Annotated in this window: 27 protein-coding genes; 20 read left to right on the top strand and 7 right to left on the bottom strand. The window is 69.0% G+C overall.

Annotation, left to right across the window (positions count from 1 at the left end; genetic code table 11):
* Positions 1 to 63: 63 nt before the first annotated feature.
* Genes F3H32_RS08645 through F3H32_RS08635 form a run of 3 tightly spaced genes read left to right on the top strand, consistent with a single transcriptional unit; the run spans position 64 to position 2968 of the window.
* Complete coding sequence (locus F3H32_RS08645; protein ID WP_149765494.1) at positions 64 to 1161, top strand: ABC transporter substrate-binding protein; 1098 nt, start codon at positions 64 to 66, stop codon at positions 1159 to 1161.
* The gene (locus tag F3H32_RS08640; RefSeq protein ID WP_115757021.1) at positions 1158 to 2192 is read left to right on the top strand and encodes a FecCD family ABC transporter permease; all 1035 of its coding nucleotides are present in this window, start codon (positions 1158 to 1160) and stop codon (positions 2190 to 2192) included. Before F3H32_RS08645 ends, F3H32_RS08640 begins: the two co-directional genes overlap by 4 nt.
* Positions 2192 to 2968 (top strand): ABC transporter ATP-binding protein, encoded by a 777-nt coding sequence (locus F3H32_RS08635; protein WP_149765493.1) that lies wholly within the window; start codon positions 2192 to 2194, stop codon positions 2966 to 2968. The genes F3H32_RS08640 and F3H32_RS08635 overlap by 1 nt, the downstream gene beginning before the upstream one ends.
* A gap of 14 nt (positions 2969 to 2982) precedes the next feature.
* Here the strand turns inward: F3H32_RS08635 and F3H32_RS08630 are convergent, their stop codons facing one another.
* From F3H32_RS08630 to rpe, 3 genes are read right to left on the bottom strand one after another with little or no spacing between them, the layout of a single operon-like run.
* Positions 2983 to 3402 carry a DUF1178 family protein gene (locus tag F3H32_RS08630; RefSeq protein ID WP_149765492.1) on the bottom strand — a complete coding sequence of 140 codons (420 nt, stop codon included), beginning with the start codon at positions 3400 to 3402 and terminating at the stop codon, positions 2983 to 2985.
* A 40-nt stretch (positions 3403 to 3442) separates the two neighbouring features.
* On the bottom strand, positions 3443 to 4642 hold the full coding sequence (locus F3H32_RS08625) for a 3-deoxy-D-manno-octulosonic acid transferase (protein WP_149765491.1): 1200 nt from the start codon (positions 4640 to 4642) through the stop codon (positions 3443 to 3445).
* On the bottom strand, positions 4639 to 5331 hold the full coding sequence (gene rpe / locus F3H32_RS08620; RefSeq protein WP_149765490.1) for a ribulose-phosphate 3-epimerase: 693 nt from the start codon (positions 5329 to 5331) through the stop codon (positions 4639 to 4641). The genes F3H32_RS08625 and rpe overlap by 4 nt, the downstream gene beginning before the upstream one ends.
* Positions 5332 to 5553: 222 nt before the next feature.
* Here rpe and hslO point away from each other — a divergent pair, with 222 nt between their 5' ends.
* The 7 genes from hslO to F3H32_RS08585 all read left to right on the top strand — a co-directional run bounded on the left by hslO (position 5554) and on the right by F3H32_RS08585 (position 12482).
* Positions 5554 to 6579: an Hsp33 family molecular chaperone HslO gene (hslO, locus tag F3H32_RS08615; protein ID WP_149765489.1), complete on the top strand. Its 1026-nt coding sequence runs from the start codon at positions 5554 to 5556 to the stop codon at positions 6577 to 6579.
* Positions 6579 to 7163: an NUDIX hydrolase gene (locus F3H32_RS08610; RefSeq protein ID WP_149765488.1), complete on the top strand. Its 585-nt coding sequence runs from the start codon at positions 6579 to 6581 to the stop codon at positions 7161 to 7163. Before hslO ends, F3H32_RS08610 begins: the two co-directional genes overlap by 1 nt.
* Positions 7160 to 8326, top strand: a complete 1167-nt coding sequence (locus F3H32_RS08605; protein ID WP_149765487.1) for a CCA tRNA nucleotidyltransferase — start codon at positions 7160 to 7162, stop codon at positions 8324 to 8326. Before F3H32_RS08610 ends, F3H32_RS08605 begins: the two co-directional genes overlap by 4 nt.
* Positions 8326 to 10176, top strand: coding sequence for an ABC transporter ATP-binding protein (locus F3H32_RS08600; RefSeq protein WP_149765486.1), 1851 nt, complete (start codon positions 8326 to 8328; stop codon positions 10174 to 10176). The genes F3H32_RS08605 and F3H32_RS08600 overlap by 1 nt, the downstream gene beginning before the upstream one ends.
* Positions 10173 to 11390: a class I SAM-dependent RNA methyltransferase gene (locus F3H32_RS08595; RefSeq protein ID WP_149765485.1), complete on the top strand. Its 1218-nt coding sequence runs from the start codon at positions 10173 to 10175 to the stop codon at positions 11388 to 11390. The genes F3H32_RS08600 and F3H32_RS08595 overlap by 4 nt, the downstream gene beginning before the upstream one ends.
* Positions 11391 to 11455: 65 nt before the next feature.
* Positions 11456 to 11971 (top strand): L,D-transpeptidase family protein, encoded by a 516-nt coding sequence (locus F3H32_RS08590; RefSeq protein WP_115757247.1) that lies wholly within the window; start codon positions 11456 to 11458, stop codon positions 11969 to 11971.
* Between the two features lie 244 nt (positions 11972 to 12215).
* Positions 12216 to 12482, top strand: coding sequence for a hypothetical protein (locus tag F3H32_RS08585; RefSeq protein WP_149765484.1), 267 nt, complete (start codon positions 12216 to 12218; stop codon positions 12480 to 12482).
* Between the two features lie 314 nt (positions 12483 to 12796).
* Here F3H32_RS08585 and F3H32_RS08580 read toward each other — a convergent pair whose 3' ends face one another.
* Positions 12797 to 13363: a CAP domain-containing protein gene (locus tag F3H32_RS08580; RefSeq protein ID WP_149765483.1), complete on the bottom strand. Its 567-nt coding sequence runs from the start codon at positions 13361 to 13363 to the stop codon at positions 12797 to 12799.
* A 226-nt stretch (positions 13364 to 13589) separates the two neighbouring features.
* On the opposite strand from F3H32_RS08580, the gene F3H32_RS08575 reads away from it, so the two are divergent.
* Positions 13590 to 14243 (top strand): L,D-transpeptidase, encoded by a 654-nt coding sequence (locus F3H32_RS08575; RefSeq protein ID WP_115757253.1) that lies wholly within the window; start codon positions 13590 to 13592, stop codon positions 14241 to 14243.
* Between the two features lie 150 nt (positions 14244 to 14393).
* On the opposite strand, the gene hemH is transcribed toward F3H32_RS08575, so the two are convergent.
* Together hemH and F3H32_RS08565 are read right to left on the bottom strand one after the other, a co-directional pair.
* Entirely contained in the window at positions 14394 to 15425 is a 1032-nt protein-coding gene (hemH, locus tag F3H32_RS08570) for a ferrochelatase (protein ID WP_149765482.1), read from the bottom strand.
* On the bottom strand, positions 15422 to 16261 hold the full coding sequence (locus F3H32_RS08565; protein ID WP_149765481.1) for a methyltransferase domain-containing protein: 840 nt from the start codon (positions 16259 to 16261) through the stop codon (positions 15422 to 15424). Before F3H32_RS08565 ends, hemH begins: the two co-directional genes overlap by 4 nt.
* A 31-nt stretch (positions 16262 to 16292) precedes the next feature.
* On the opposite strand from F3H32_RS08565, the gene F3H32_RS08560 reads away from it, so the two are divergent.
* From F3H32_RS08560 to F3H32_RS08545, 4 genes are read left to right on the top strand one after another with little or no spacing between them, the layout of a single operon-like run.
* Positions 16293 to 17030: a double zinc ribbon domain-containing protein gene (locus tag F3H32_RS08560; protein WP_149765480.1), complete on the top strand. Its 738-nt coding sequence runs from the start codon at positions 16293 to 16295 to the stop codon at positions 17028 to 17030.
* A 36-nt stretch (positions 17031 to 17066) separates the two neighbouring features.
* Complete coding sequence (gene grxC / locus F3H32_RS08555) at positions 17067 to 17330, top strand: glutaredoxin 3 (protein WP_115755959.1); 264 nt, start codon at positions 17067 to 17069, stop codon at positions 17328 to 17330.
* Positions 17327 to 18178 carry a carbon-nitrogen hydrolase family protein gene (locus F3H32_RS08550; RefSeq protein WP_188128625.1) on the top strand — a complete coding sequence of 284 codons (852 nt, stop codon included), beginning with the start codon at positions 17327 to 17329 and terminating at the stop codon, positions 18176 to 18178. The genes grxC and F3H32_RS08550 overlap by 4 nt, the downstream gene beginning before the upstream one ends.
* The gene (locus F3H32_RS08545; protein ID WP_115755960.1) at positions 18175 to 18678 is read left to right on the top strand and encodes a MarR family winged helix-turn-helix transcriptional regulator; all 504 of its coding nucleotides are present in this window, start codon (positions 18175 to 18177) and stop codon (positions 18676 to 18678) included. Before F3H32_RS08550 ends, F3H32_RS08545 begins: the two co-directional genes overlap by 4 nt.
* 95 nt (positions 18679 to 18773) lie before the next feature.
* On the opposite strand, the gene ubiG is transcribed toward F3H32_RS08545, so the two are convergent.
* Positions 18774 to 19526 carry a bifunctional 2-polyprenyl-6-hydroxyphenol methylase/3-demethylubiquinol 3-O-methyltransferase UbiG gene (gene ubiG, locus F3H32_RS08540; RefSeq protein WP_149765479.1) on the bottom strand — a complete coding sequence of 251 codons (753 nt, stop codon included), beginning with the start codon at positions 19524 to 19526 and terminating at the stop codon, positions 18774 to 18776.
* Between the two features lie 51 nt (positions 19527 to 19577).
* Here ubiG and pip point away from each other — a divergent pair, with 51 nt between their 5' ends.
* The 5 genes from pip to infB all read left to right on the top strand — a co-directional run bounded on the left by pip (position 19578) and on the right by infB (position 26250).
* Complete coding sequence (gene pip / locus F3H32_RS08535; protein ID WP_149765478.1) at positions 19578 to 20567, top strand: prolyl aminopeptidase; 990 nt, start codon at positions 19578 to 19580, stop codon at positions 20565 to 20567.
* A gap of 189 nt (positions 20568 to 20756) precedes the next feature.
* Entirely contained in the window at positions 20757 to 21377 is a 621-nt protein-coding gene (gene rimP / locus F3H32_RS08530; RefSeq protein ID WP_115755962.1) for a ribosome maturation factor RimP, read from the top strand.
* 3 nt (positions 21378 to 21380) lie between these two features.
* Entirely contained in the window at positions 21381 to 23063 is a 1683-nt protein-coding gene (nusA, locus tag F3H32_RS08525) for a transcription termination factor NusA (RefSeq protein WP_149765477.1), read from the top strand.
* Positions 23064 to 23078: 15 nt separating this feature from the next.
* A complete protein-coding gene (locus tag F3H32_RS08520; RefSeq protein ID WP_149765476.1) occupies positions 23079 to 23699 on the top strand; it encodes an RNA-binding protein in 621 nt (206 codons plus the stop codon).
* A 7-nt stretch (positions 23700 to 23706) separates the two neighbouring features.
* A complete protein-coding gene (gene infB / locus F3H32_RS08515) occupies positions 23707 to 26250 on the top strand; it encodes a translation initiation factor IF-2 (RefSeq protein ID WP_149765475.1) in 2544 nt (847 codons plus the stop codon).
* Positions 26251 to 26383: the final 133 nt, after the last annotated feature.

Genomic DNA, 26383 nt, shown 5'->3' with positions numbered 1-26383 from the left:
GGGGCTGACCCTGCCGGGGCGCGTCCACGCGCGCGCCCTGGCGCATGAGCCAACGGACCCGACATGACCCTGACCCGCCCGCTGCTAGCCGCCCTTGCCCTGATCGCCTCGCTTGGCGCTGCCGCGGCGGATGTGACGGCCACCGATATCCTGGGGCGGGAAATCCACCTGCCCGAACCCGCCCGCCATATCGTGCTGGGCGAGGGGCGGCACCTGTCGGTCCTGGGGCTGATCCACGACGACCCGGTGGCGCTGGTTTCGGGCTGGCGGCTGGACAAGGCGCTGGATCAGCCGACCATGCAGGCTTACCGCGAGAAATTCCCCGATATCGACGCGATCCGCCCCGTCGGCTCGGGCAATCGCGACATTTCTGCCGAGGCGATCATCGCGCTGCATCCCGACCTGGTGGTGCTGACGCTGATGGACCAGAACGACCCCGGCATGGAGGTCGCCCGCCAACAGATCGAGGCGGCGGGCATCCCGGTCGCCTATGTCGATTTCTTTTCGCATCCGCGGGAAAACTCGATCCCCAGCCTGCGCATCCTGGGCACGCTGACCGGCGCCGAAGAGCGCGCCGAGGAATTCGCCGAGTTCTACGACACCCGGCTTGCCCGCATCCGCGACCGCCTGGCCGGCGCCAAGCCGCCAAGGCCGCGCGTATTCTTCCACGTCCATGCCGCGGGACAGAACTGCTGCTCGACCGTGGGGACCGGGGTATTCGACGATTTCATCACCACGGCGGGCGGGCAAAACATCGGCCATGACACCGTCAAGGGCGTGTTGGGCAATGTCAGCCTGGAATATCTGATCGGCGCCGACCCGGACGTCTATATCGCCACCGGCGGCACGCATATGGCGACGCGGGGCGGGCTGGTGCTGGGTTCGGGCGTCGACGCCGAAACCGCTCAGGCCAGCTTTCAGCGGCTGCTTTCGGCGCCCGGCTTTGCCTCGTTGCGGGCGGTGGAACAGGGGCGCGCGGCCGGCGTCTGGCACCTGTTCAACGATTCGCCCGTGCATATCGCGCTGATCGAATACCTGGCCAAGACCTTTCATCCCGACCTGTTCCAGGACGTCGACCCCGCCAAGACCCTGGCCGAGATCAACGCCCGCTTCTCGCCCGTGGTGGTGCCGGGAACCTGGTGGGTGACGCCGGAACAATGAGCGACGCGACCCTGCAACGCTATCACCGGCAAGGCCGGCGCAATACCCTGCTGGTGGCGGTGCTGGGGCTTGCCGCGCTGGCGGCGCTGCTGCTGGACCTGGTCACCGGCCCGGCCGGCCTGCCCCTGGCCGAAACGCTGCGCGCCCTGACCGGGGCCGAGGTGGCCCGCGGCACACAGGTCATCGTCTGGGACGTGCGGCTGCCCGTGGCCTGCATGGCGCTATTGGTCGGCGCGGCGCTGGCGCTGGCGGGGGCCGAGATGCAGACGGTGCTGGAAAACCCGCTGGCGGAACCCTTCACGCTGGGCGTGTCGTCATCCGCCGCGCTTGGCGCCGCGGTGGCCATCGTGCTGGGCCTGACCCTGCCCGGCCTGCCGCCGGTCTGGGGCGTCTCGGGCAATGCCTTCCTGTTCGCGCTGGGTGCGCTGGGGCTTTTGCAACTGCTGGGCCGCATCCGCGGCGGCGGCCCCGAGGTGCTGATCCTGTTCGGCGTGGCGCTGAACTTTACCGCCGCCGCGCTGCTGTCCTTGCTGCAATTCGTCGCTTCGGCCGATGCGCTGCAACAACTGGTGTTCTGGACCATGGGCAGCCTTGCCGCGGCGCAATGGCCGGGCGTGGTGATGATCGGCGTGGTGCTGGCGGCGACGGTGCCGTTTTCCTTTCGCGCGGCGTGGAAACTGACCGCCCTGCGGCTGGGCGAGGACCAGGCGAAAAGCTTCGGCGTCGATGTGGCCGGCCTGCGCCGCTGGACGCTGCTGCGGGTCAGCCTGCTGGCCGCCTCGGCCGTGTCCATGGTCGGCGTCATCGGCTTCGTCGGGCTGGCCGGGCCGCATATCGCCCGGATGCTGGTCGGTGAAAACCACCGCGTCTTTTTGCCCGCCAGCATCCTGACCGGGGCGCTGGTCATGTCGCTGGCCTCGACGCTGTCGAAGACGCTGGTGCCGGGGGTGCTGCTGCCGGTGGGCCTTGTCACCTCGCTGATCGGGCTGCCGATCTTTTTCGCGCTGATCCTGCGCGGCAGGCGGCGCTGATGCAGGGGCTGCTGGCACAGGGCATCTCGGTGCGCTACGGCGCGCGCAGCGTGCTTGCGGGCCTGGACCTGCCCCTGCTGCGGCCGGGCGAGGTCACGGTGCTGGCCGGGCCGAACGCCGCGGGGAAATCCACGCTGCTGCGCGCCATCGCCCAGTTGCAGCCCCATGGCGGGCAGGTGCTGCTGGACGGGCGCGACCTGGCGCATGTGCCGATGCGCGACCGCGCCCGGCTGATCGGCTTTATGCCGCAAAGCCTGCCGTCAGGCTCGTCCCTGGTGGCGCTGGAAAGCGTAATCGCGGCGCTGCGCGCGGGCGACACGCTGGGCGCGCGCCAAGCCGATGCCGCCGCCATGGCGGTCCTGGACAAGCTGGGCATCGGCGCGCTGGCGCTGGAGCCCTTGTCGGCGCTGTCGGGCGGGCAGCGGCAAATGGTCAGCCTGGCGCAGGCCATCGTGCGCGACCCCCGCCTGCTGCTTCTGGACGAGCCGACCAGCGCGCTGGACCTGGCGCGCCAGGTGCGGCTGCTTTCCGAACTGCGCCGCCTGGCGGGCGAGGGGCGCATCGTCGTCGCCGTGCTGCACGACCTGGCGCTGGCGGCGCAATGGGCCGACCGCATCGTGCTGATCCATGGCGGCCATACCCATGCCGAAGGCGCGCCCGAACAGGTGCTGACCCCGCAACTGCTGGCCCAGGTCTATGGCGTCGAAGCGCGGGTGGAACGCTGTTCGCGCGGGCGCATCATGGTGATGATCGACGGCGAACACGCGGCGGGCTGACCGCCGGCTGGCCTTCAATTCGCCCGCTGGCGCGAACGAAAGGGCAAGGGCGCAACGGGAATGCCGTCCTCCAGCAGCTTGCGCGCATCCTCAAGCTTCGCCTCGCCATGGATCGGGCGTTCGGCGGCCTGGCCCTCGTGGATGGCGCGGGCCTCGGCGGCAAAGGACATGCCGACGTAATCGGAATTTTCCTCGACATGGCGGCGCAGCTTTTCCAGCGCGGCTTCCTGCGCGTTGCGCGGGCGGTGCAGGTCGGGGGTGTCGTCGCGGCCATGCGCGACGCGCGGCGCCATCAGCGTCTTGCCCACCTGAGCCGAGCCGCACTGCGTGCACGTGACCTGCCCGGCGGCCAGAAGGGTGTCGAACCCGTCCGAAGACCGGAACCAGCCATCGAAATCATGGCCTTTTTCACAGCGCAGGGCATAGCGGATCATCGTCGCTCCTTTCCCGTCAAATATCGGGCCGCGCAAGGGGTTATGCAAGACCGCGTCGCGCCAGGGCCGTGATACGCGCCACCAGCGCCGCCGGGTCGCCGGCCCGCGCCAAAAGCAGCGCCCGCGCCGCCGCGCCCATGCGGCGCTGGCGGGGCAGGTCCTGGACCAGCGCCGCCAGCACCTGCGGCAGCGCCTCGGCCAAGGAACCCTCGGTCCCGCCGGCCGCCGCCAGATCGGCGTAATCGCCGGCATGGTTGGCGACATGCGGCCCATGCAGGATGGCACAGCGCCAGGCCGCCGGCTCCCACGGCGTATGGCCGCCGTGATCGGCAAAGGAGCCTGCGGTGATGCAGATGCCGGCGGCGCGATACCAGGCCGCCATCTCGCCCAGCGTATCGGCCAGCAGCAGCCCTGCCTCCAGCCCGCCGCCCTGGCTGCGGCGGGCAAACTCCAGCCCGCGCGCCGCGATCAGCGCCGCCACGGCGTCGCCGCGCCCAGGGTGGCGCGGCGCCAGGATCAGCCGCAGGCCGGGCGCCGCGGCGCGGGCGGCGGCCCAGGCGTCCAGCATCAGCGCATCCTCGCCTTCGTGGGTCGAGGCGGCCAGGACGGTGTGCGCGCGCTCGGGCCCGTCCTCGCCCGGCTCGACCTGCGCAGGCGCCAGCAGCTTCAGGTTCAGCCGCGGCGCCAGCGCGCCCGCGCGCAGCCCCAGCGCCAGCAGCCGCGCCTCGCTCTCCGCATCCTGCGCCGACAGCGCGTCGATGCGGCCCAGCATCGGCCCGATCAGCCCCGGCAGCCGGCCCCAGCGCGCCGCCGAGCGCGCCGATATGCGCGCACCCACCACCACCTGCGCCACGCCCCGCGCCGCCGCCATGGCCGAGCGGTTGGGCCAAAGCTCGTTCTCGACCGTGACCAGGACCGCGGGCCGAACCCGGTCCAGAAAGCGCCCGACGGCCTGCGGCACGTCCAGCGGCGCCAGGGCGCAAGGATAGCCCAGCCGCCGCGCCAGCGCGCGCCCGGTCAGGCTGTTCGTCGTCACCACCAGGGGAAAATCCCGCGCCAGCGCCTCGGCCAGCACCTGGACCGAGTTCAACTCGCCCACGCTGGCCGCATGCAGCCAGATGCCACCCGGCGCGGCCTTGGGGCCGGACAGCACCAGCCGCTCGCGCCAATCCGCCCCGGCCAGCGGCGCCGCCAGCCCCAGCGCCCCGCCGGCCAGCGCCGTGGCGGCGCGCCAGATCAACGCAGGGCGGCCTCGGCAGCCTCGCGGATGGCGCGGATATTTTCGCCATAGGGCGCGCTGTTCGACACTGAACCGCCGCGGAACACCGCCGAGCCGGCGACCAGCACATCCGCCCCCGCCGCCGCGACCAGCGGCGCGGTCGCAGGATCGACGCCGCCGTCGATCTCGATATGCACCGGGCGGTCGCCGATCATGGCGCGCAATTCGCGCACCTTCTCGACTTGGCTGCGGATGAACTTCTGCCCGCCGAAGCCGGGGTTCACCGTCATCACGCAGACCAGATCGACATCGTCCAGCAAAAGCCGCGCGGCCTCCGCCGGGGTGCCGGGATTCAGCGCCAGCCCGGCCTTGGCGCCAGTGCCGCGAATCGCCTGAAGCGTCCGGTGGATATGCGGCCCGGCCTCGACATGGGCGGTGATGATGTCGCTGCCGGCCTCGGCAAAGGCATCGATATAGGCATCGACCGGCGCGATCATCAGATGCACGTCCATCACGCCGCGCACATGCGGGCGGATCGCCTTGCACATGGCGGGGCCAAAGGTCAGGTTGGGCACGAAATGCCCGTCCATCACGTCGACATGGATCCAGTCTGCGCCCTGGTCCTCGACCGCGCGGCATTCCTGGCCGAAATTGGCGAAATCCGCGGAAAGAATGGAAGGCGCGATCTTGATGCGTCGATCGAATGTCATGTCTAGCTCCCTGCACTGCCCCCGCTTCCGGTTATCGTCCAAGCGCACTGCCCGTCAACAGGCCTGAAAGTCGCATTTCTCCGTTTTCCAAATACTCCGCGGGGGTCCGGGGGCGCGAAGCCCCCGGCTGCCCCCTTGGGCTTTCCGCCCCAAACCCTATATTGAGGCCAAGGCGCCAGGCCGCTTGCCGGCCGCCGCGCACCCTGTTCCGAAGGACTTGTGATGACCGAAACGAAGGATATTTCCTGGGACGACGCCGTGCTGCCGTTCCAGCTGGAACGCTCGGGCATGCGCGGGCGCGCGGCGCGCCTGGGACCGCTGCTCGAACATGTGCTGTCGCGCCACAACTATCCGGTGGCGGTCAGCGCCATGGTGGCCGAACTGACGGCGCTGACGGCGCTGATCGGCCAGACCGTCAAGCTGCGCTGGAAACTGTCGCTTCAGGTGCGCGGCAACGGCGCCATCCGCACCATCGCCACCGATTACTATGCCCCCGAGACCGAGGGCGGCCCCGCCCGCATGCGCGCCTGGGCCAGTTTCGACGCCGAGCGCCTGCAAGAGGACCTGCCCGGCTTCGACCAGCTTGGCCAGGGCTATTTCGCGGTGCTGATCGACCAGGGCGAGGGCACGACCCCCTATCAGGGCCTGACGCCCCTGGCGGGCGGCTCGCTTGCCACCTGCGCGCAGACCTATTTCGAACAGTCCGAGCAGCTTCCGACCCAGTTCGAGCTGACGGTGGGCCGCGCCCGCCTGCCGGGCCAGGCACAGGAGCATTGGCGCGCCGGCGGCATCATGGTGCAGACCCTGCCCGCCGCCAGCCATACAGCACCCGGCGGCGAGGCGCTGCAATCCGCCGACATCCTGCAAGGCGCGCAATCCGAGGACTGGAACCGCGCCACCACGCTGATGGCCACGGTCGAGGCGATGGAACTGGTCGATCCCGCCCTGCCGCTGCCCAACCTGGTCTTCCGCCTGTTCCACGAGGAAGAGCCGACGGCCTTCGCCGCCCAGCCGCTGGTCTTCGGCTGTTCGTGCAATGCGGATCGGGTGCGCGGCACCCTGTCGATCTATTCCGCCAAGGACATCCGGCACATGACCAACGACGACGGCATCGTGACCGCCGATTGCCAGTTCTGCGGCGCGCATTACGAATTCGACCCGCAAAGCCTTGGCTTCGAGGCGACCATCGACGCCGATGGCCGGCCGCTTGCCCAGGGCGGCGCGGGGGAAAGCCGGGCCGCGCTTTGATGGCGACGATCCGCCAGACGCTGATGCGGGCCCTGTCGGGAACGACGGGGCCTTCGTCCGACTACGATTTCGGCACCGCCGCCCCCCAGGGGGTCGCGCTGCGCCCGGCGGGGGTGCTGGCGGCCTTTGACGCCGCGGACGGGCGGCTGATCCTGACCAAGCGCGCCTCCAGCCTGCGCCACCATCCCGGCCAGATCGCCCTGCCCGGCGGCAAGGTCGACCCCGGCGATGCCGACGAAACCGCCGCCGCCCTGCGCGAGGCGCATGAAGAGGTGGGCCTGGACCCCGCCCGTGTCGAGGTCTTGGGCACCATGCCGGCGCATCGCACCATCACCGGCTTTGCCATGACCCCGGTGCTGGCGCTGGTCCACGGCCCCTTCACCCCCATCCCCGAGGCGGGCGAGGTCGAAGAGGTGTTCACCGTCCCCTTCGCCCATGTCTGCGACGCGGCGAATTACCATGTCGAGGGCCGGATCTGGCGCGGGGCGCGGCGCGACTATTATGTCGCCCCCTGGGGCCCCTATTACATCTGGGGCGCCACCGCCCGCGTGCTGCATTCCCTGGCGACAAGGCTTTGCGCATGACCCGACTGAACGCGCCCTTCCTTGACGACCCGGCCCTGAAACGGGTGCTGGCCGCGCTGGCGGCGCAAGGCGCGCAGGCGCTGGTCGTCGGCGGTGCGGTCAGAAATGCGCTGCTGGGCGAGCCGGCGTCGGATGTGGACATCTCGACTTCCGCCCGGCCCCAGGACACCGTGCGGCTGGCCCAGGCGGCCGGCCTGCGCAGCGTGCCGACCGGCATCGAACATGGCACCGTCACCGTCATCGCCGATGGCCGCGGCTTCGAGGTGACAAGCTTTCGCCGCGACGTGGAAACCGATGGCCGCCGCGCCGTCGTGGCCTATTCCGACCGCATCGAGGATGACGCGCAGCGCCGCGACTTCACCATGAACGCGCTTTACGCCACCGCCTCGGGCGAGGTCCTGGACCCGGTGGGCGGCCTGCCCGACCTGGCCGCGCGCCGGCTGCGCTTCGTCGGCGACCCGCGCGCCCGCATCGCCGAGGATTATCTGCGCATCCTGCGCTTTTTCCGCCTGCTGGCCTGGTATGGGCGCGAGGCCGACCTGCACGCGCTGGCCGCCTGCCGCGAATTGCGCCAGGGGCTGGCCGGCATCTCGCGCGAGCGTATCGGCCACGAGATGCGCAAGCTGCTGGACGCCCCCGATCCCGCACCGGCCACGGCGCTGATGGCCGAGGCGGGGGTGCTGGCGCTGGTCCTGCCCGGTGCGGATGCCAGCGACCTGCCCGAGCTGATCGAGGTCGAGCGGGAATACGGCACCGGCGCCCTGCCCTGCTGGCCGCGCCGGCTGGCGCTGTTGGGCGCTGCGGGTGCCGCCCAGGCGCTGCGCCTGTCGCGGGACGAGACCCGCGCGCAGCACCTGATCGCCCAGGCGCTGCGCCTGCCTGCGCCCCAGGCCGCCTATCGCCTGGGCCGCGCCCCGGCCGCGCAGGCGGTGCTGATCCGCGCCGCCCGCGGCGACAGGCCCGCCTTTGGCTGGTGCCACGACCTGGCCCGCGGAGCGGGGGCGCAATTCCCGCTGGCCGCCCGCGACCTGATGCCGGACCTGTCCGGCCCCGCCCTGGGCCAGGCTTTGCGCCGGGCCGAGGACGCCTTTGTCGAAAGCGATTTCACCCTGCCGCGCCAGGCGCTGCTGCGGATCGCGCTGCAACACAAGGCTGAAAACTGATGCATGATTTCTTCGCCCGCATGATCGACGCCTTTCGCCCGGCCGAGGGTCCGCCGCCCCGCACCTTGCTGGCCTTTTTCCGCTGGTGCCTGTCGGGCGCCTGGCCGGGGCTGACGCTGGCGGCGGTCGCCTCGGCGCTGGGGGGCATCGCCGATGTCGCCTCGGCAGTGCTGCTGGGCTGGGTGATCGACGCGGTGGTCTCGACCCCCGCGGACCGGATCTGGGCGGAACAGGGCGGGCTGATGCTGGGCTTCGTCGCCTTCTTCCTGCTGATCCGCCCGGCGATCTTTGGCCTTTCGACTGCCAGTTCCAGCGTCATGATCGGGCCGAACATCCTGCCCCTGGTGCTGTCGCGGCTGCATCGCTGGACCATGGGCCATGCGGTGACGTTCTTTGACAACGATTTCGCCGGCCGCATCGCGCAAAAGCAGATGCAGACCGCCCGCGCCGTGACCGATGTGGCAAGCGAATTCGTCAACGTGGTGGCCTTTGCCCTGGCCTCGGTCATCGGCTCGGCGGCCTTCCTGGTCTCGGTCGATGGCTGGGGGGCGCTGGCGCTTCTGGTCTGGCTGGGGTTCTATGCCCTGCTGATCCGCTTCTTCCTGCCGCGCATCCGCACCCGCTCGGCCAGCCGGGCCTCGGCGCGGGCCATGGTGACGGGGCAGGTCGTGGACACGATCACCAATATCAAGACCGTCAAGCTTTTCGCCCATGCCGAGCACGAAGACCGCGCCGCACTTGGCGCCATGGCCGGATTTCGCGAACGCGCGCTGGATTTCGGCCGGGTCAGCACCTGGTTCCGCCTGTCGCTGATGACCATCGCCGGCGCGCTGCCGGTGATCCTGGTCGGCGGCACCATCCTGTTGTGGCGGCAGGGCATGGCGACGGCCGGCGACATCGCCGCCGCCGGCGCCATCGCCATGCGGCTGGCGCAGATGACCGGCTGGGTCAGCATGGCGCTGATGGGCGTCTGGGGCAGCATCGGCGAGGTCGAGGACGGGATGAAGACCCTGTCCCCGCCCCATGACCTGACCGACGCCCCCGACGCCCTTGCCCTGGGCCGGGTCCAGGGCCGCATCGACTTTGACCATGTCGATTTCGCCTATGGCCGCGGTGAAGGCGGCATTCGCGACCTGGACCTGCATGTGGCGCCGGGCGAAAAGCTGGGCATCGTCGGCGCCTCGGGGGCGGGGAAATCGACCATGGTGTCGCTGCTTTTGCGGCTTTACGACGTGGAAAGCGGCGCGGTGCGGGTGGACGGCCACGACCTGCGCGCGGTGACGCAGGAAAGCCTGCGCCGCAACGTCGCCATGGTCACGCAGGAAACCGCGATGTTCAACCGCTCGGCGCGCGAAAACATCCTTTATGGCCGCCCCGATGCGACCGAAGAGGAAATCGTGGCCGCCGCCAAGGCCGCCGAGGCGCATGACTTCGTTCTGGGTCTGCGCGACCATATGGGCCGCACCGGCTATGACGCGCATCTGGGCGAGCGGGGCGTCAAGCTGTCGGGCGGGCAACGCCAGCGCGTCGCCCTGGCCCGCGCGCTTTTGAAGGACGCGCCGATCCTGGTGCTGGACGAGGCGACATCGGCGCTGGACAGTGAGGTCGAGGCCCAGGTTCAGGACGCGCTGCACCGCGCCATGCAGGGCAAGACGGTGCTGGCCATCGCCCACCGGCTTTCGACCATCGCCGAGCTGGACCGCATCGTCGTGATGGAGGCGGGGCGCATCGTCGAACAGGGCACCCATGCCGAACTGCTGGCGCTCAATGGCACCTATGCGCGCTATTGGAACCGCCAGTCGGGCGGCTTCCTGGGCACCGAGGACGACGCGGCCGAGGCCGCCGAGTGATCTGGACCGTCGAGCGGCTGGGCCGCAAGGGCGATGGCGTGGCCGTCAGCGGCACGCAGCGGGCGCTGGCCGCGCTGGTCCTGCCCGGCGAGGTGATCGAGGGCGCGGCCCAGGACGGCCGCATCGCCAGCCCCCGCATCGTCACCCCTTCGGCCGAGCGGGTGCGCCCCGCCTGTCCGCATTACCGCACCTGCGGCGGCTGTTCGCTGATGCATGGCTCGGATGCCTTGGTAAAGGAATGGAAAGCCGGCGTGGTGGCCGAAGCCCTGCGCGCGCAAGGGCTTGCCGCACCCGTCGCGGGGATGCATGTCTCGCCGCCGCGCTCGCGCCGGCGGGCGGTGCTGTCGGGACGGCGCACGAAGAAAGGCGCGCTGCTGGGTTTTCACGCCCGCGCCTCGGACGTGATCGTGGATGTCGCCGATTGCCCGGTGCTGCGGCCGGCCATCCAGGCGGCACTGCCCTTGCTGCGGCGGCTGGTGGTCGCCGGCGCCTCGCGCTCGGGCGAGTTGTCGCTGACCGTGACCGAAACCCCGGCCGGGCTGGACGTGGCCGTCACCGGCGGCAAGCCGATGGAACCGGCGCTGTTCCAGAGCCTGGCTGCGCTGGCGGATCAGGGCGACCTGGCGCGGCTTGGCTGGGACGGCCAGGCCATCACCCGCCGCCCGCCGGCGCTGGCCATGGGCCGCGCGCGGGTGGTGCCGCCACCGGGCGCTTTCCTGCAAGCCACCGCCGAGGGCGAGGCGGCGCTGCTGGCCGCAGTGCGCGGCATGGTGGGGAACGCCGGGCGGGTGCTGGACCTTTTCGCCGGCTGCGGCACCTTTTCGCTGCCCCTGGCCGAGACGGCCGAGGTTCATGCCGTCGAAGGGCTGGCCGCGCCGTTGCAGGCGCTGGATGCCGCCGCCCGGCAGGCACCCGGCCTGCGCCGAATCACGACCGAGATCCGCGACCTGGCGCGCCGCCCGCTGCTGGCCGACGAGCTGGACTATGACGCGATCGTGATCGACCCGCCCCGCGCCGGGGCCGAGGCGCAGGCGCGCGAGATCGCCCGCTCGGCCGTTGCCACGCTGGCCTGGGTCAGTTGCGACCCCGTGACTTTTGCAAGGGATGCGCGGATTCTTGCCCAAGGCGGCTATACGGTCCAGCGCCTGTTCGTGGTCGATCAGTTCCGCTGGTCGCCCCATGTCGAAACGGTGGCGGAATTTCGCCGCCGCTAGCCGAATCTTAACCTCTGTGGTATTTCATAACAAAACGAAGCGCATAGCGCATACAGAGGGCAGTGATGATTCGGGCAACACGCGCATTTTTCGCGTTTGTCGCAGTGGCCTTTTTGGCAAGCTGCGGCGGGGGCGACAGCTTGCAACCCAGCCAGACCTATCAGGGGCCGCCGGTTACGCAGATCGTGGTCAAGAAAGCCGACCGCAAGATGTATCTGGTCAGCGGCAAAGAGGTCGTCAAAAGCTACAGCATCAACCTGGGCAACCAGCCGGTCGGCCGCAAGCAATATGAAGGCGACGGCCGCACCCCCGAGGGGATGTATTTCATCGACCGCTTCAATCCGCAAAGCCGCTATCACCTGTCGGTCGGCATCTCTTATCCGTCGGGACAGGACGTGGCCAATGCGGCGGCGATGGGGCTGCGGCCGGGCGGGGATATCTTCATCCACGGACTGGGGCCCGAAGGCCGCGCGCTCAACCGCGCGGACTGGACGGCCGGTTGCATCGCAGTAACGGACCAGGAAATCGAGGAAATCTTCAGCATCCTGCGCCCAGGCGTGCCGATCTTTATCTATCCCTGAAAGGAAAGGGACGCCGCGGCCCCGGCAGAAGCAGGGCCGCGGGGCCTGTCACGGCGCGTAGCCGCGCAGGCAGTCGATGCCGCCGCGCCGCCTTATCCGATCCCGCCGCACCAGGCCGGCCGCAAGCGACGGCTTGCGGCCGCCGGTTCTGCCGCACCCAAATAAGCGTTGCGTGGCGCGTGCTGCCTCCTGTAGGAAAAGCTGACTGATTTTGTCAGTCTCATGTCCAGTGCTGGAGATCACCATGAAACCGCTTCTCGTCCCTGCCCTTCTTGTCGCTGCTGCCATGGGTGCGCATGCGCAGGAGTTCGGCTATATGGCCTTCGAGCCTTCGGTGAACCATATCGACCTGAAGACCTGTCCGGCCAAGGTGACGGCCAAGGATGTCTTCTGTCGCGCCACCCTTCAGAACGACACTTTCCACGTCTATGTCTTCAAGGATGACGAGGACATGACCTTTGTCGAGATGCTGTCCTTCGAGGATGGCGAATACGAGCTGACCTTCAAATAGGGCCGCGCGCGCCCGGCCATGCGCCGGGGGCGTTCCCGCCGTGGTCGCGGCCGGTCGTGGCGCGGCTCGCTCCGTCCCAGGACGGATGCGGGATGCGCTATCCATGTGCTGGAGCGGGAGGACAGGAAACCGGGCCCGTTCACCGGCCGCATGGACGAAGGCTAGATAACGCTGTTCAAGCCTTGGCTGGGCGCCAAGGCCGTGAACACCGCCTTTATCTGCGGTCCCGCGCATGATCGCCGGCGCAAGCGGCCTTGGCGGCAAGGCCGCCCGCCGGCCGTCATGTCCCGTTCAGGGGCGAAACCCGCGGCCGGTCAGATGCCGGCGCCGGGCGCAAATCCGCCCGCCAGGGCCGTCGGGGCCCCCGCCGCGCCGCCGGTGATCAGCACCCACCAGATCTTGCCCGAAGGTTCCTGATACCAGCCGATGCCGAATTCCGTAGCGCGCGGGTCCATGATCACGTCGCGCGTGTCGCGGGTCTGCATCCAGGCGTTCAGCGTGGTGATCTCGTTCTCATAGGTTTCCGAGATGTTCTCGCCGACCAGATGGCCCATATAGCCCTGCCGCCGCACCCGATCCAGCGGCGACGAGCCGTCCGAGCCGAAATGCCAGGCCCGGTTCTGCGCGGCCATGTCGCGGGCATGCACCTTGGCCGCCGCATCCAGGGCCGGGCTCTGCACCATGGCGGGCGCGGCGATATTGGCGCGCAGCGCATTGATCTGGCCCAGGACGCGGCCCGGTATCTGCCCCTCTTCGCGCGGGGTGATGCGATAGGCGACGGGCAGCGGCTGGCCGTCGGGGCCGAGTTGCTGTTGCTGCGGCTGCTGGCAGGCCGCCAGCGCCAGCACCGAGACGAGCGCCAGGGTCGAAAGTTTCAGCATGATGTCTTGTCCCCGAGGATATTTGTGCCAGCCATACAAAAGCCTGCCCGCCGCATCAAACCCAAGATTGCGTGAGCGCCACAGGCTGCGGCTGTGTTGCGACAATGACGCTTGTTTGAATTGCGCGGCGCCTGCGGCAGGCGTAAATGCCCGTCTCGGAACGACCTCATTTCCGTATTCGAGCAAGAAGGCCGGCAAGCGGTCCGCCACATATCAGGAGCGACACATGATCACGCCGAAAAATCCGGTTTCGCGTCGGAGATTTCTGACCGCATCGATGGCGATGGGCGCGGCGGGGCTGGCGGCGCCGGCCATCGCGCAATCCTTCGATCCCTATACCGGCCAGCCGTTGCAGGGCGCGGCGGGTGGCGCCACGCCCGACGCGGGCATGGTCCAATATGACGCGACGCAGGATGCGCGGCGCAACATCTCCAGCTTCCGCATGCAGGACTGGCAGCCCTATTTCAGCAGCCTGACCAATGGCGCGATCCTGGTCGACCTGACCTCGCGCGCGCTGCATTTCTGGTCCGAGGACCAGACGGTTTACAAGCTGTTCCCGACCTCGGTCCCGGTCAGCCCCGACCTGACCCGCACCGGCCGCACCGAAATCATCAAGAAGGTCGAGGGGCCAAGCTGGGCCCCCACCCCCGAGATGAAGAAGCGCAATCCCGAATGGCCGGATTTCGTGCCGCCGGGCCCGGACAACCCGATGGGAACCCATGCGCTGTGGCTAAGCTGGCAGTATTACCGCATCCACGGCACGCATGACACGCGCAAGATCGGCCGCAAGTCCTCGAACGGCTGCATCGGGCTTTACAATGAACATATCCAGCAGCTTTTCGGGCTGACCAAGGTCGGGACCCAGGTGCTGCTGATCTGATCCGGCCGCAACTGGAATGACAGCAAGGGGCCGCAAGGCCCCTTTTTCGTCCGGCGGCCGGGCAAGGGACGCGCGCGCCGGTGAATCCAGCGCCCGCCAACATTGCAGGTCAGAACGTCCGCTTCGTCCTGCAAAGCGGACATCCACGCGTCAGACCCAGCCCGCCAGGTTCTCGGCGATCACCGCGGTCAGCACGTCGATATGCGCAGGGTCTGCGTTCAGGCAGGGGATATAGGTGAATTCCTTGCCGCCGGCATGTTCGAACGCCTCGCGGATCTCGCCCTGGATCTCTTCCAGCGTCTCGATGCAATCGGCCGAGAAGGCGGGCGAGATCACCGCGATTTCGGTAATGCCCTGCTTGGCCAGTTCGGCCACATGCTCGACCGTATAGGGGCGCAGCCATTCCTCGGTCCCGAAGACCGACTGGAAGGTGGTGTCGATCACGTCCCGGTCCCAGCCCAGCCGCTCGGCCAGCAGGCGCGAGGTTTTCTGGCATTGGCAATGATAGGGGTCGCCCTCCATCAGATAGCGCTGGGGCATGCCGTGATAGCTGGCGACCAGCTTCCTGGGCTGGCGGCCGCCCAGGGCGCGCTCGACCGAGGCCGCCAGCGCCTCGATATAGTCGGGCCGGTCGAAATAGGGCGCCACGGTGCGCGAGGCGGGCTGCCATTTCTGCGTCATCAGCGCGCGGAAGAACTGGTCGTTCGCCGTGGCCGAGGTCGCGCCGGCATATTGCGGATAAAGCGGAAAGAACAGGATGCGGTCGCAGCCGGCCTTGACCATGCGGTCCACCACCTCCGGCGTCGAGGGGTTGCCGTAGCGCATGCAGAAATCGACCATGACCCGGTCGCCCCACAGCGCCGAGGCCCGTTCCCGCAGCGCCGCCACCTGTTCCTTGGTGATGGTCATCAGCGGGCTTTCATTCGCCTCGTTGTTCCAGATCAGCCGGTAATTCGCCCCCGAGGTAAAGGGCCGCTTCGACAGGATGACGGTTTGCAGCAGCGGCTGCCATTTCCAGGCCGGATAGTCGATCACCCGCTTGTCGGACAGGAACTCGCTCAGATAGCGCCGCATCGGCCAGTAATCGGGCGAATCGGGCGTGCCCAGGTTGGCGACCAGCACGCCGATCTTGCGGGCTGGGATGCTGGGATGGTCGGCTGGGGCATACTCGGCAATCGTCATTCGGGCTTTCTCGTGCTGGCAAGAGCTTCGGCAAGCGGCATCCGGGCCGAACCTGGGCGAAGCGGTTTCTGCTGACTGGCATCGGGCGCCCACCCGGTCAGGAAGACCAGATCGAAGGTTGCCCGGATGCGCGTTTCATCCTGCGGGTCGGCATGGTTTTCGGCATAAAGCGCGGCGGCACGCAACAGGACATCTCGTCGCGTCGGGTGCCGCAGCCGCCCGGCCAGCGCATTGCCCTCGCCCATGGCGCGCAGGTCGCCCCCCAGGTGGAACAGGTTGCGATAGCTGACGGTCTGGGTGAACTGGTCGGCGACGGGCAGCGCCAGGCCCGCGCGCGCCAGCAGCCCGCCCAGATCGCGGATCTCGCCCATCGGCAGGACGCGGGGGGACAGGCCGCCCGTGACCTCGGCCTCGGCGCGGGTCAGCGCGTCGCGCAGCTCGTGCAGGCTGCGCCCGCCGGGAAATGCGGCGACGAACAGCCCGTCGGGGCGCAGCGCGCGCGCCGCCTGGGCGATCTGGCCCACCGGGTCCTCGGCCCAGTGCAGCGCCATGGCGTGGATCACCAGATCATGTGCGCCGTGCTCCAGCGCCAGCGCCGGCCCGTCCGCCACGATCGTCGCCCCAGGCATCGCCTGTCGCCAGAAATGCGGCTGGCCGGTGACGACGGCGACGGCGCTAAAGGTTCTGTTAACCTCTGCCAGCCTATCCTGGATTTCGTCGGCGACGATTCGGTGCAGGAAATCGACAGGCCCCAGGCGCAGGGCGCGGGCGCGGTTGCGCTCCAGCGCCGGGCGGTCGGTCAGACGGGGAACAGAAGGGGTGGGATCGGGCATCATGGGGGCTGAACATAGGGGGCTTCGCGGCCTGATGAAAGACGCATTGCGGCTGGTCTATCCGCCGCAATGCCTGTGCTGCGGCGCCCCGGTCGCCGAAGAAGGCGGGCTTTGCCCCGCCTGCTGGCGCGAGGCCGAATTCGTCACCGGCACCTGCTGCACGCGTTGCGGGCTGCCGCTGCCCGGCGACGGGACCGGCGATGCGGGGGATGCCGCGGCGGGGCTGCTGATCTGCGACGAATGCCTGGCCATGCCGCGGCCCTGGCAGCAAGGGCGGGCGGCGCTGGCCTATCGCGGCACCGGGCGCAGGCTGGCATTGATGCTGAAACATGCCGACCGGCTGGACCTGGCGCCGGCGCTGGGGGACTGGGTGGCGCGGGCGGCGCTGCCGCTGCTGCGGCCGGACGCGGTGGTGGTGCCGGTCCCGGTGCATCTGCGCCGGCTTCTAAGGCGGAAATACAACCAGGCCGAAATGCTGTCGCAACGCGTCGCGCGCGCGCATGGGCTGGCGCATCTGCCGGGGGCGCTGCGCCGGCTTCGCCATACGCCGATGCAGGATCATGGCAGCGTCGGCGACCGTTTCGCGAATGTGGACGGGGCGATCGGCGTGGTCGCGCGCATGGTCCCGCGGCTGCGGGGCCGCGCGGTGCTGCTGGTCGATGACGTGATGGCGTCGGGGGCGACGCTGGCGGCCTCGGCCCAGGCGCTGGCGACGGCGGGCGCGGGGCCGATCTCGGTCGTGGTTCTGGCGCGGGCGGTCAAGGATACCTAGATAAAGGGGCCGAACCATGATGAACGGAACGCGCATATGCCCAAGGTCGAGATCTACAGCACGTCCACCTGCCCCTATTGCATCGCGGCAAAATCGCTGTTGCGGCGCAAGGGCGTCAGCTATCAGGACACCGATGTGGGGCGCGATCCGCAATTGCGCGCCGCCATGACCCAGCGCGCCGGCGGCCGGCGCACCGTACCGCAGATCTTTATCGACGGCCGCCATGTCGGCGGCTGCGATGAATTGCACGCGCTGGACCGCCAGGGCAAGCTGGACGGGCTGCTGGGCCTGACCGCATGAACCAGGCGCTGACCGCGGCGCTGGTGCAGCTCAGCGTTTCGGACGACCCGGCGCGCAACCTGCCGGCGACGCGGGCGCTGCTGCGCCAGGCGGCGCAGGGCGGGGCCGGCTGGGTGCTGACGCCCGAGGCCACCAACCTGCTGGGCGCCAGCCGCGAGCGGCTGGACCGCATCCTGCATGTCGAGGCCGAGGACCCGACCCTGGCCGCGCTGCGCGAGGATGCCCGCGAACTGGGCATCTGGCTGCTGATCGGGTCGCTGTCGCTGAAGACCGGCGATCCGGGCGAAAGCCGCTTTGCCAATCGCAGCTTCCTGATCGCGCCGGATGGCGGCATCCGGGCGCGCTATGACAAGCTGCACATGTTCGACGTCACCGTGTCCGAAAGCGAATCCTATCGCGAATCGGCGGTCTTCCGGCCGGGCGACCGGGCGGTGCTGGGCCGGGGGCCGCTGCCGGTCGGCATGACCGTCTGCTACGACCTGCGCTTTCCCGCGCTTTACCGGGCCTTGGCCCAGGCCGGGGCGCAGGTGCTGGTGGTGCCCGCCGCCTTCAACGACACCACCGGCGCCGCGCATTGGGAGGTGTTGTTGCGCGCCCGCGCCATCGAGACCGGCTGCTTCGTGCTGGCGCCGGCGCAATGCGGCACCCATCCCGCCCATGCCGAGCCGGACCGCCGGCCGCGCCGCAGCCACGGGCATTCGCTCGCCGTCGGGCCCTGGGGAGAGGTGCTGGCCGATGGCGGCGCCGAGCCCGGCGTGACCTTCGTGACGCTTGACCCGGCGGCGGTTCTCGGGGCACGGTCCCGCATCCCATCCCTGACGCATGACCGGAACTTCGCGGGCCCATGATCCACAAGACGCAAGACAGCCCGCACGGACAGGCCGAAGCTGCGGCCGATGCGCTGGCGGCCGGCCTGTTTTCCGAGGTGTTCATCGCCGACCAACTGGCGCGCGACCTGATCGGCAAGGCGCTGCCCAAGGGCATGCAGATCTCGCATTTCTCGGTGCTGAACCTGCTGGCGCATCTGAATGTCGAGCGCACGCCGGCCGAACTGGCCGAGGCGTTCCATGTCACCCGCGGCGCCATGACCAACACATTGTCGCGCCTGGAATGGGCGGGGCATATCCATATCCGCCCCGACTGGGACGACGCGCGGCGCAAGTTCATCGCCATCAGCCCGGCGGGCCGGGCGGCGCGGGACGCGGCGCTGGCGGCGTTCATGCCGCGAATCGCCGATGTGGTGCGCGATGTCGGCGCCGACCGGGTGCGCGCGGCGCTGCCGGTCCTGCGCATGCTGCGCAAGCAGCTTGAAGAGACGTTGCGTCACGAAACGCGCGGCGGGCGCTGACCCCGCCGGTTGCCCGGTCGCATGAGTATTTTCGAAACGGTGAAGGCCGGCGCGGGATCGCCCCGCTGCCGCGGGGTATTTGCGGAGCGAAGAAGTCAGGCGTCGCGCAGGGCGGTCATCGCGTAGTTCACCGACAGGTCGCGATGCGACAGCGACCAGCTCCAGCCCAGCGGGTTGAAGACCATGCCGCAGCGGTCCACGACGCGCAGCCCGGTCGCCTGGGTCATCGCCGCCAGTTCGTCGGGCGTGATGAAGCGGCGCCAGTCATGCGTCCCCTTGGGCAGCCAGCGCATGACCCATTCCGCCCCTACGATGGCGGCGGCGAAGCTTTTCGCGGTGCGGTTCAGCGTCGACTGGATCAGCATGCCGCCCGGCGCCAGCAGGTCGCGGCAGGTGGCGATGAACTGCGCGGGGTCGGCGACATGTTCGACGATCTCCAGCGCCATCACCACGTCGAAGCGATGCCCCTCGGCCGCCAGCGCCTCGGCCGTGGTGGCGCGGTAGTCGATGGCGAGGTCCTGTTCGCTGGCATGCAGGCGGGCGACGGCGATATTGCCCTCGGCCGCGTCGGCGCCGGTGACGGTGGCACTCAGCCGGGCCATCGGCTCGGCCATCAGCCCGCCGCCGCAGCCGATGTCGAGCAGCCTTAGCCCCTGGAAGGGCGTGGGCGCGGCAAGGTCGCGGCCGAACTGCGCGGCGATCTGGGCGGTGACATAGTCCAGCCGCGTCGGATTGAGCATGTGCAGCGGCTTGAACTTGCCCTGCGGGTCCCACCAGTCCCGCGCCATGGCCTGGAACTTGGCGACCTCGGCCGGGTCGATGCTGCTGGGAACTGGTCTTTCGCTCATCTGGCCGTCCTTCATGTGGCGGGCGCCTGCGAGGCGCTATATAGTGGTGCCATGGACAGATTGGCAGGGCAAATCGGCGGCGCATCGTCGCATGGCAGGCTGCACCCGATGGTCGAGCCCTTCGACCGCCGGGTGATCGGCGTAGGTGACGGCCACCGGCTGCATGTCGAGCAGAGCGGCAATCCGCAGGGCGTTCCGGTGATCGTGCTGCATGGCGGGCCGGGCGGCGGGTGCAGCCCCTTCATGCGGCGCTTTTTCGATCCGGCGCATTACCGGGCGGTGCTGTTCGACCAGCGCGGCTGCGGCCGCTCGCAGCCCCATGCCGCCGTCATCGCCAATACCACCCGGCACCTGGTCGCCGATATCGAGGTGATCCGCCGCGCCCTGGGGATCGAGCGGGCGATCCTGTTCGGCGGCAGCTGGGGCGCGACGCTGGCGGTGGCCTATGCCGAGGCGCATCCGCAGGCGGTCCTGGCGCTGGCCCTGCGCGGCGTGTTCCTGGGCCGGCGGGCCGAACTTGACTGGTTCTATGGCGGCGGCGTCGCACGGTTTTTCCCCGACCGCTGGGCCGAGTTCCAGGCCCCGATCCCCCAGGCCGAGCGCGGCGACATGATCGCCGCCTATCACCGCCGGCTGTTCAGCGGCGACCGCGGGCAAGAGACGCGCTTTGCCCTGCCCTGGCTGCTTTGGGAAAATGCGCTGGCCGGGCTGGAGATCAACGGGTCCGGCCACGCGCCGCCCGATTACGCCCGCACCTTTGCCCGGCTGGAGAATCACTATTTCGCCAATGACTGCTTCCTGGCCGAGGGGCAGCTTCTGCGCGACCGCCACCGCATCGAGCATATCCCGGCCGTGATCGTGCAGGGTCGCTATGACATGGTCTGTCCGCCCGCGACCGCCTGGGAGCTGGCCCAGGGCTGGGACCGGGCCGAATTGCGGCTGGTCCCGGCATCGGGCCATGCGCTGAGCGAGCCGCGAATCGCCGCGGAGCTGGTGCGCGTCATGGACGGTTTCCGCGATGCCGGGGGGGTCGCCAGCTAGGCTTTTGCGGGGCGCGGGCGCGGCGGATTTGCGGTCCGCCAGGCAAAGCGCAGGCGACGCGGCGGTTTTCCTTGCAATCCCGCGCCGGCGGGCCTATATGCGGCTCAACAGCGGCGCAGGTCCACGACCCTGCCCACCGGGAAGTCGCACGGGCCGCCTCGGCCCGTTTTTCTTTTTTGGGGGATCAGCATGACCGACCTCATCGCCAAGACCGCCATCGACCGGCGCCTGGCCGAGATCATCGCCCCGGTCATCGAGGATCTGGGTTTCGAACTGGTGCGCATCCGCCTGCAAGGCGGCAAGACCGCGACCTTGCAGATCATGGCCGACCGGCCCGAAGGCGGCATCAATGTCGATGACTGCGCCGATATCTCGACCGCCGTCAGCGCCATCCTGGATGTCGAGGACCCGCTGGAAGAGGCTTATCACCTGGAGGTGTCCAGCCCCGGCATCGACCGGCCGCTGACCCGGCTGAAGGATTTCGCCACCTTCGAGGGTTACGAGGCGCGGCTGGAAACCAACCAGCCCATCGACGGGCGCAAGCGCTTCAAGGGCATGCTGGCCGGCGTCGAACAGGGCGACGGCGGCGAAGAAGTGCTGCTCAACATCGAGGAAGGCGGCGAGACCCAGACCATCGGGCTGAATTTCGACTGGCTTGCCGATGCCAAGCTGGTGCTGACCGACGAGCTGATCGCCGAGATGCTGCGACAGAAAAAGGATGCGGGCGTGCAGATCGACAACCTGGACGAAACCGCCTTTGACGAGATCGAAACGGAAGCCGGCGAAGACAACGCCGCCGCGAAGGAGTGAGGAATGGCCATCACCTCTGCCAACCAGCTTGAACTGCTGCAAACTGCCGAGGCCGTTGCACGGGAAAAGATGATCGACCCCGGTCTGGTGATCGAGGCGATGGAGGACAGCCTGGCCCGTGCGGCGAAGTCGCGCTATGGCTCGGAAATGGACATCCGCGTCCATATCGACCGCAAGACCGGCAATGCCGCCTTTACCCGCGCCCGCACCGTGGTCGAGGATGACGCGGTCGAGAATTACCAGGCCCAGTTCACCGCCGAACAGGCCGCGCCCTATTTCGAACCGTCCAAGGACGGCCGCGCCCATTGGCTGCGCGACGGCCAGGTTCTGGCGGATTTCTCGGGCAGGCCGCAGCCGGGCGACGTGTTCCAGGAACAGGTGCCGCCGGTCGACCTGGGCCGCATCGCCGCGCAATCGGCCAAGCAGGTGATCCTGCAACGGGTCCGCGAGGCCGAGCGCGACCGCCAGTATGAAGAATTCAAGGACCGCGCCGGCACCATCATCAACGGCGTCGTCAAGCGCGAGGAATACGGCAACATCATCGTCGATGTGGGCCGGGGCGAAGCCATCCTGCGCCGCAACGAAAAGATCGGCCGCGAAAGCTATCGCCCGAACGACCGCATCCGCGCCTATGTCAAGGACGTGCGCCGCGAAGCCCGCGGCCCGCAGATCTTCCTGTCGCGCACCGATCCGCAGTTCATGGCCGAACTGTTCAAGATGGAAGTGCCGGAAATCTATGACGGCGTGATCGAGATCAAGGCTTGCGCCCGCGATCCCGGCTCGCGCGCCAAGATCGCGGTGATTTCCTATGACAGCTCGATCGACCCGGTCGGCGCCTGCGTCGGCATGCGCGGCAGCCGGGTGCAGGCCGTGGTCGGCGAATTGCAGGGCGAAAAGATCGACATCATCCCCTGGTCCGAGGACCAGGCGACCTTCCTGGTCAACGCGCTGCAACCGGCCGAGGTGGCGAAGGTCGTCTTCGACGAGGACGCGACCCGCATCGAGGTGGTGGTCCCCGACGAGCAGCTTTCGCTGGCCATCGGGCGGCGCGGCCAGAACGTGCGGCTTGCCAGCCAGTTGACCGGCCTCGACATCGACATCCTGACCGAAGAGGAAGAGTCCAAGCGCCGCCAGGCCGAGTTCAACGCCCGCACCAAGCTGTTCATGGATGCGCTGGACCTGGACGAGTTCTTTGCCCAGCTTCTGGTGGCCGAGGGCTTTACCAACCTGGAAGAAGTCGCCTATGTCGACCTGGACGAGCTTTTGTCCATCGAAGGCGTCGACGAAGGCACCGCCGAGGAATTGCAGACCCGCGCCCGCGAGCATCTGGAGGCCGCGAACAAGGCGGCGCTGGAAAACGCCCGCGCCCTGGGTGCCGAGGACAGCCTGATCGGCTTTGAGGGGCTGACCCCGCAGATGGTCGAGGCGCTGGCCAAGGACGGCGTCAAGACGCTGGAAGATTTCGCCACCTGCGCCGACTGGGAACTGGCCGGCGGCTGGACCACGCAGGACGGCCAGCGCATCAAGGACGACGGCATCCTGGAGCCCTTCGACATCAGCCTGGACGAGGCGCAGACCATGGTGATGACCGCCCGCGTGATGCTGGGCTGGGTCGATCCCACCGAACTGGAAGCGGCCGACGAGGCCGAGGCCGAGGCCGGCGACGAACAGGAGGCCGGGGTGTAACGCCCCGGAAATCGGATGACACGCGGGGGCCGTATCAAGGACCGCGAGACGCCCGAGCGGCGCTGCATCGTCACGGGCGAGGTCCAGCCCAAGGCTGGGCTGATCCGCTTTGTCGCGGGCCCCGATGGCGCGGTGGTGCCGGACCTGGCCGAAAAGCTGCCCGGACGCGGCTTCTGGGTCGTGGCCGACCGCGCGGCGCTGGACAAGGCGGCGACCAAGGGGCTGTTCTCGCGCGGGGCGAAAGCCCGCGTTTCCGCGCCGCCCGAACTGCTGGCGATGATCGAGACCGGGCTGGCGCGGCGGGTGACGGATTCGCTGTCCCTGGCCCGCAAGGCCGGGCTGGCGGTCGCCGGATTCGAAAAGGTCAAGGACTGGCTGGCGGCCGGCCGGGCCAGGGTCCTGCTGCAAGCCAGCGACGGGTCCGAACGCGGCAAGGGCAAGCTTTGGACCCCGCCCGGCGGGCGATGGTTCGGCTGCCTGACCGCATCAGAATTGGGTTTGTCCTTTGGGCGCGATCATGTCATACACAGCGCGCTTGCGCCGGGGGGCCTGACCGACAAATTGATCAGGGACGCGAGCAGACTGACAGGTCTGCGCAAGCATGACGGCAGCAATGCGGCTGCCGGGAAGGAATGAAGATCGGATGAGCGATACTGACGGAAAGAAACCCCTGGGTCTTGGTGGCGGCCGTTCGGGCCATGTGAAGCAAAGCTTCAGCCACGGCCGGACCCATAACGTGGTCGTCGAGACCAAGCGCAAGCGCGTGGTCGTGCCCGGCAAGGCCGGGGCGTCGGCTGGCGGCGGGCGCTCGGGCTCGCCCTCGGCCGTGTCGGGCGACCCGTCGAAGCGCCCCGCCGGCATCTCGGATGCCGAGATGGAGCGTCGCCTGGCCGCGCTGAAGGCCGCCAAGGCCCGCGAGGTCGAAGAGACCGCGCAGCGCGCCGCCGATGAAAAGGCCCGCGAGGAAGAACGCGAGCGCCGCCGGCAGGAAGCCGAGGCCAAGGAGCGCGAAGAACGCGAGCGCGAAGAAGCCCTGCGGCTGAAGGCCGAAGAGGACGAGCGCCGCGCCCGCGAAGCCGAGCTGCGTGAAAAGAAAAAGGCCGAGATCGCCAAGCCCAAGGCCGATGCACGTCCCGCGACCCCCGCCGACCGCGCCGCGGCCGAGGCGGCCGCCGCACGCGCCGAGACCAAGGGCGTCACCGCTGCCGGCCCGCGCAAGACCGATCGCGACCGCGACACCCGCGGCGGCGCCGACGACCGCGACAGCCGCGCCAAGAACCGCGACGACAACCGTCGCACTGGCAAGCTGTCGCTAAGCCAGGCGCTGGCCGGCGAAGGCGGTCGCCAGCGCAGCCTGGCCGCGATGAAGCGCAAGCAGGAAAAGGCCCGGCAAAAGGCCATGGGCGGCCACCAGCGCGCCGAAAAGCAGGTGCGCGACGTGCAGCTTCCCGAAACCATCCTGGTGTCCGAACTGGCGAACCGCATGGCCGAGCGCACGCCCGATGTCATCAAGTCGCTGATGCGCATGGGCATGATGGTCACCGCCAACCAGGCGGTCGATGCCGATACCGCCGAACTGGTGATCGACGAATTCGGCCACCGCGCCGTCCGGGTTTCGGATGCCGACGTGGAACAGGTCATCGACCAGGTCGAGGACAAGGCCGAGGATCTGAAGCCGCGCGCGCCGATCATCACCATCATGGGCCATGTGGACCACGGCAAGACCTCGCTTCTGGACGCGATCCGCCACGCCAATGTCGTCTCGGGCGAGGCCGGCGGCATCACCCAGCATATCGGCGCCTATCAGGTGAAGGCGGCGAACGGGGCGCTCTTGACCTTCCTCGACACGCCCGGCCACGCCGCCTTCACCTCGATGCGGGCCCGCGGCGCGCAGGTGACGGATATCGTCGTGCTGGTGGTCGCCGCCGATGACGCGGTCATGCCGCAGACGGTCGAGGCGATCAACCACGCCAAGGCCGCCAAGGTGCCGATGATCGTGGCGATCAACAAGGTCGACAAGCCGGATGCGAACCCGCAAAAGGTCCGCACCGACCTGTTGCAGCACGAGGTGGTCGTCGAGGCCATGTCGGGCGAGGTGCAGGACGTCGAAGTCTCGGCCAAGACCGGCAAGGGGCTGGACAACCTTCTGGAAGCCATCGCCCTGCAAGCCGAGATCCTGGAGCTCAAGGCCAATCCCGACCGCCCCGCCCAGGGCGCGGTGATCGAGGCCAAGCTGGATGTCGGCCGCGGCCCGGTCGCCACCGTCCTGGTGCAGAACGGCGCGCTGAAGCGCGGCGACATCTTCGTCGTCGGCGAACAATGGGGCAAGGTCCGCGCATTGATCAACGACCGCGGCGATCGCATCGACGTGGCCGGCCCCTCGGTCCCGGTCGAGGTGCTGGGCCTGAACGGCACGCCCGAGGCGGGCGACGTGCTGAACGTCGTCGCGACCGAGGCCCAGGCGCGCGAGATCGCCGATTACCGCATCCAGGCCGCCAAGGACAAGCGCGCCGCCGCCGGTGCCGCGATCACGCTGGACCAGATGCTGGCCAAGGCCAAGGCCGACGAAAGCGTCGCCGAACTGCCGGTGGTCATCAAGGCCGACGTGCAAGGCTCGGCCGAGGCCATCGTCCAGGCGCTAGAAAAGATCGGCAACGAAGAGGTGCGGGTCCGCGTGCTGCATTACGGCGTGGGCGCGATCACCGAATCGGATGTCGGCCTGGCCGAGGCGTCGCAGGCGCCGGTCCTGGGCTTCAACGTCCGGGCCAATGCCCCGGCCCGGAACGCCGCCAACCAGAAGGGGGTCGAGATCCGCTATTACTCGATCATCTACGACCTGGTGGACGACATCAAGGCGGCGGCCTCGGGCCTGCTTTCCGCCGAGGTGCGCGAGAACTTCATCGGCTATGCCGAGATCAAGGAAGTCTTCCGCGTCTCGGGCGTCGGCAATGTCGCCGGCTGCCTGGTGACCGAGGGCGTGGCGCGGCGTTCCGCCGGCGTCCGTCTGCTGCGCGACAACGTGGTGATCCACGAAGGCACGCTCAAGACGCTCAAGCGCTTCAAGGACGAGGTCAAGGAAGTGCAGTCCGGCCAGGAATGCGGCATGGCCTTTGAAAACTACGAAGACATCCGCAAGGGCGACGTCATCGAGATCTTCGAACGCGAGGAAGTGCAGCGCCAGCTGTAACCTCGCGACGAATAAGCAAGGGCGGGCCTGCGGGTCCGCCCTTTCCCTATCCCGCGGCACCGATGCGCGTCCAGGCACCGCAAACCCCGCGATTTCACCGTTTCCGAAAATACTCCCGCCGGAGGCGCCCCGG

Origin of the sequence: Paracoccus thiocyanatus, assembly GCF_900156255.1 — a bacterium.
Classification (GTDB): Bacteria; Pseudomonadota; Alphaproteobacteria; order Rhodobacterales; family Rhodobacteraceae; genus Paracoccus; species Paracoccus thiocyanatus.
The sequence above is the reverse complement of the archived record's forward strand: the minus strand, read 5'-3'. Positions and strand labels throughout refer to the sequence as shown.

Excerpts from the sequence above, each read along its gene's own strand:
- F3H32_RS08645 (WP_149765494.1), top strand. The coding sequence starts at position 64 with ATGACCCTGACCCGCCCGCTGCTAGCCGCCCTTGCCCTGATCGCCTCG.
- F3H32_RS08640 (WP_115757021.1), top strand. The coding sequence starts at position 1,158 with ATGAGCGACGCGACCCTGCAACGCTATCACCGGCAAGGCCGGCGCAAT.
- F3H32_RS08635 (WP_149765493.1), top strand. The coding sequence starts at position 2,192 with ATGCAGGGGCTGCTGGCACAGGGCATCTCGGTGCGCTACGGCGCGCGC.
- F3H32_RS08630 (WP_149765492.1), bottom strand. The coding sequence starts at position 3,402 with ATGATCCGCTATGCCCTGCGCTGTGAAAAAGGCCATGATTTCGATGGC.
- rpe (WP_149765490.1), bottom strand. The coding sequence starts at position 5,331 with ATGACATTCGATCGACGCATCAAGATCGCGCCTTCCATTCTTTCCGCG.
- hslO (WP_149765489.1), top strand. The coding sequence starts at position 5,554 with ATGACCGAAACGAAGGATATTTCCTGGGACGACGCCGTGCTGCCGTTC.
- F3H32_RS08610 (WP_149765488.1), top strand. The coding sequence starts at position 6,579 with ATGGCGACGATCCGCCAGACGCTGATGCGGGCCCTGTCGGGAACGACG.
- F3H32_RS08605 (WP_149765487.1), top strand. The coding sequence starts at position 7,160 with ATGACCCGACTGAACGCGCCCTTCCTTGACGACCCGGCCCTGAAACGG.
- F3H32_RS08600 (WP_149765486.1), top strand. The coding sequence starts at position 8,326 with ATGCATGATTTCTTCGCCCGCATGATCGACGCCTTTCGCCCGGCCGAG.
- F3H32_RS08590 (WP_115757247.1), top strand. The coding sequence starts at position 11,456 with ATGATTCGGGCAACACGCGCATTTTTCGCGTTTGTCGCAGTGGCCTTT.
- F3H32_RS08585 (WP_149765484.1), top strand. The coding sequence starts at position 12,216 with ATGAAACCGCTTCTCGTCCCTGCCCTTCTTGTCGCTGCTGCCATGGGT.
- F3H32_RS08580 (WP_149765483.1), bottom strand. The coding sequence starts at position 13,363 with ATGCTGAAACTTTCGACCCTGGCGCTCGTCTCGGTGCTGGCGCTGGCG.
- F3H32_RS08575 (WP_115757253.1), top strand. The coding sequence starts at position 13,590 with ATGATCACGCCGAAAAATCCGGTTTCGCGTCGGAGATTTCTGACCGCA.
- hemH (WP_149765482.1), bottom strand. The coding sequence starts at position 15,425 with ATGACGATTGCCGAGTATGCCCCAGCCGACCATCCCAGCATCCCAGCC.
- F3H32_RS08565 (WP_149765481.1), bottom strand. The coding sequence starts at position 16,261 with ATGATGCCCGATCCCACCCCTTCTGTTCCCCGTCTGACCGACCGCCCG.
- F3H32_RS08560 (WP_149765480.1), top strand. The coding sequence starts at position 16,293 with ATGAAAGACGCATTGCGGCTGGTCTATCCGCCGCAATGCCTGTGCTGC.
- grxC (WP_115755959.1), top strand. The coding sequence starts at position 17,067 with ATGCCCAAGGTCGAGATCTACAGCACGTCCACCTGCCCCTATTGCATC.
- F3H32_RS08550 (WP_188128625.1), top strand. The coding sequence starts at position 17,327 with ATGAACCAGGCGCTGACCGCGGCGCTGGTGCAGCTCAGCGTTTCGGAC.
- F3H32_RS08545 (WP_115755960.1), top strand. The coding sequence starts at position 18,175 with ATGATCCACAAGACGCAAGACAGCCCGCACGGACAGGCCGAAGCTGCG.
- ubiG (WP_149765479.1), bottom strand. The coding sequence starts at position 19,526 with ATGAGCGAAAGACCAGTTCCCAGCAGCATCGACCCGGCCGAGGTCGCC.
- pip (WP_149765478.1), top strand. The coding sequence starts at position 19,578 with ATGGACAGATTGGCAGGGCAAATCGGCGGCGCATCGTCGCATGGCAGG.
- rimP (WP_115755962.1), top strand. The coding sequence starts at position 20,757 with ATGACCGACCTCATCGCCAAGACCGCCATCGACCGGCGCCTGGCCGAG.
- nusA (WP_149765477.1), top strand. The coding sequence starts at position 21,381 with ATGGCCATCACCTCTGCCAACCAGCTTGAACTGCTGCAAACTGCCGAG.
- F3H32_RS08520 (WP_149765476.1), top strand. The coding sequence starts at position 23,079 with ATGACACGCGGGGGCCGTATCAAGGACCGCGAGACGCCCGAGCGGCGC.
- infB (WP_149765475.1), top strand. The coding sequence starts at position 23,707 with ATGAGCGATACTGACGGAAAGAAACCCCTGGGTCTTGGTGGCGGCCGT.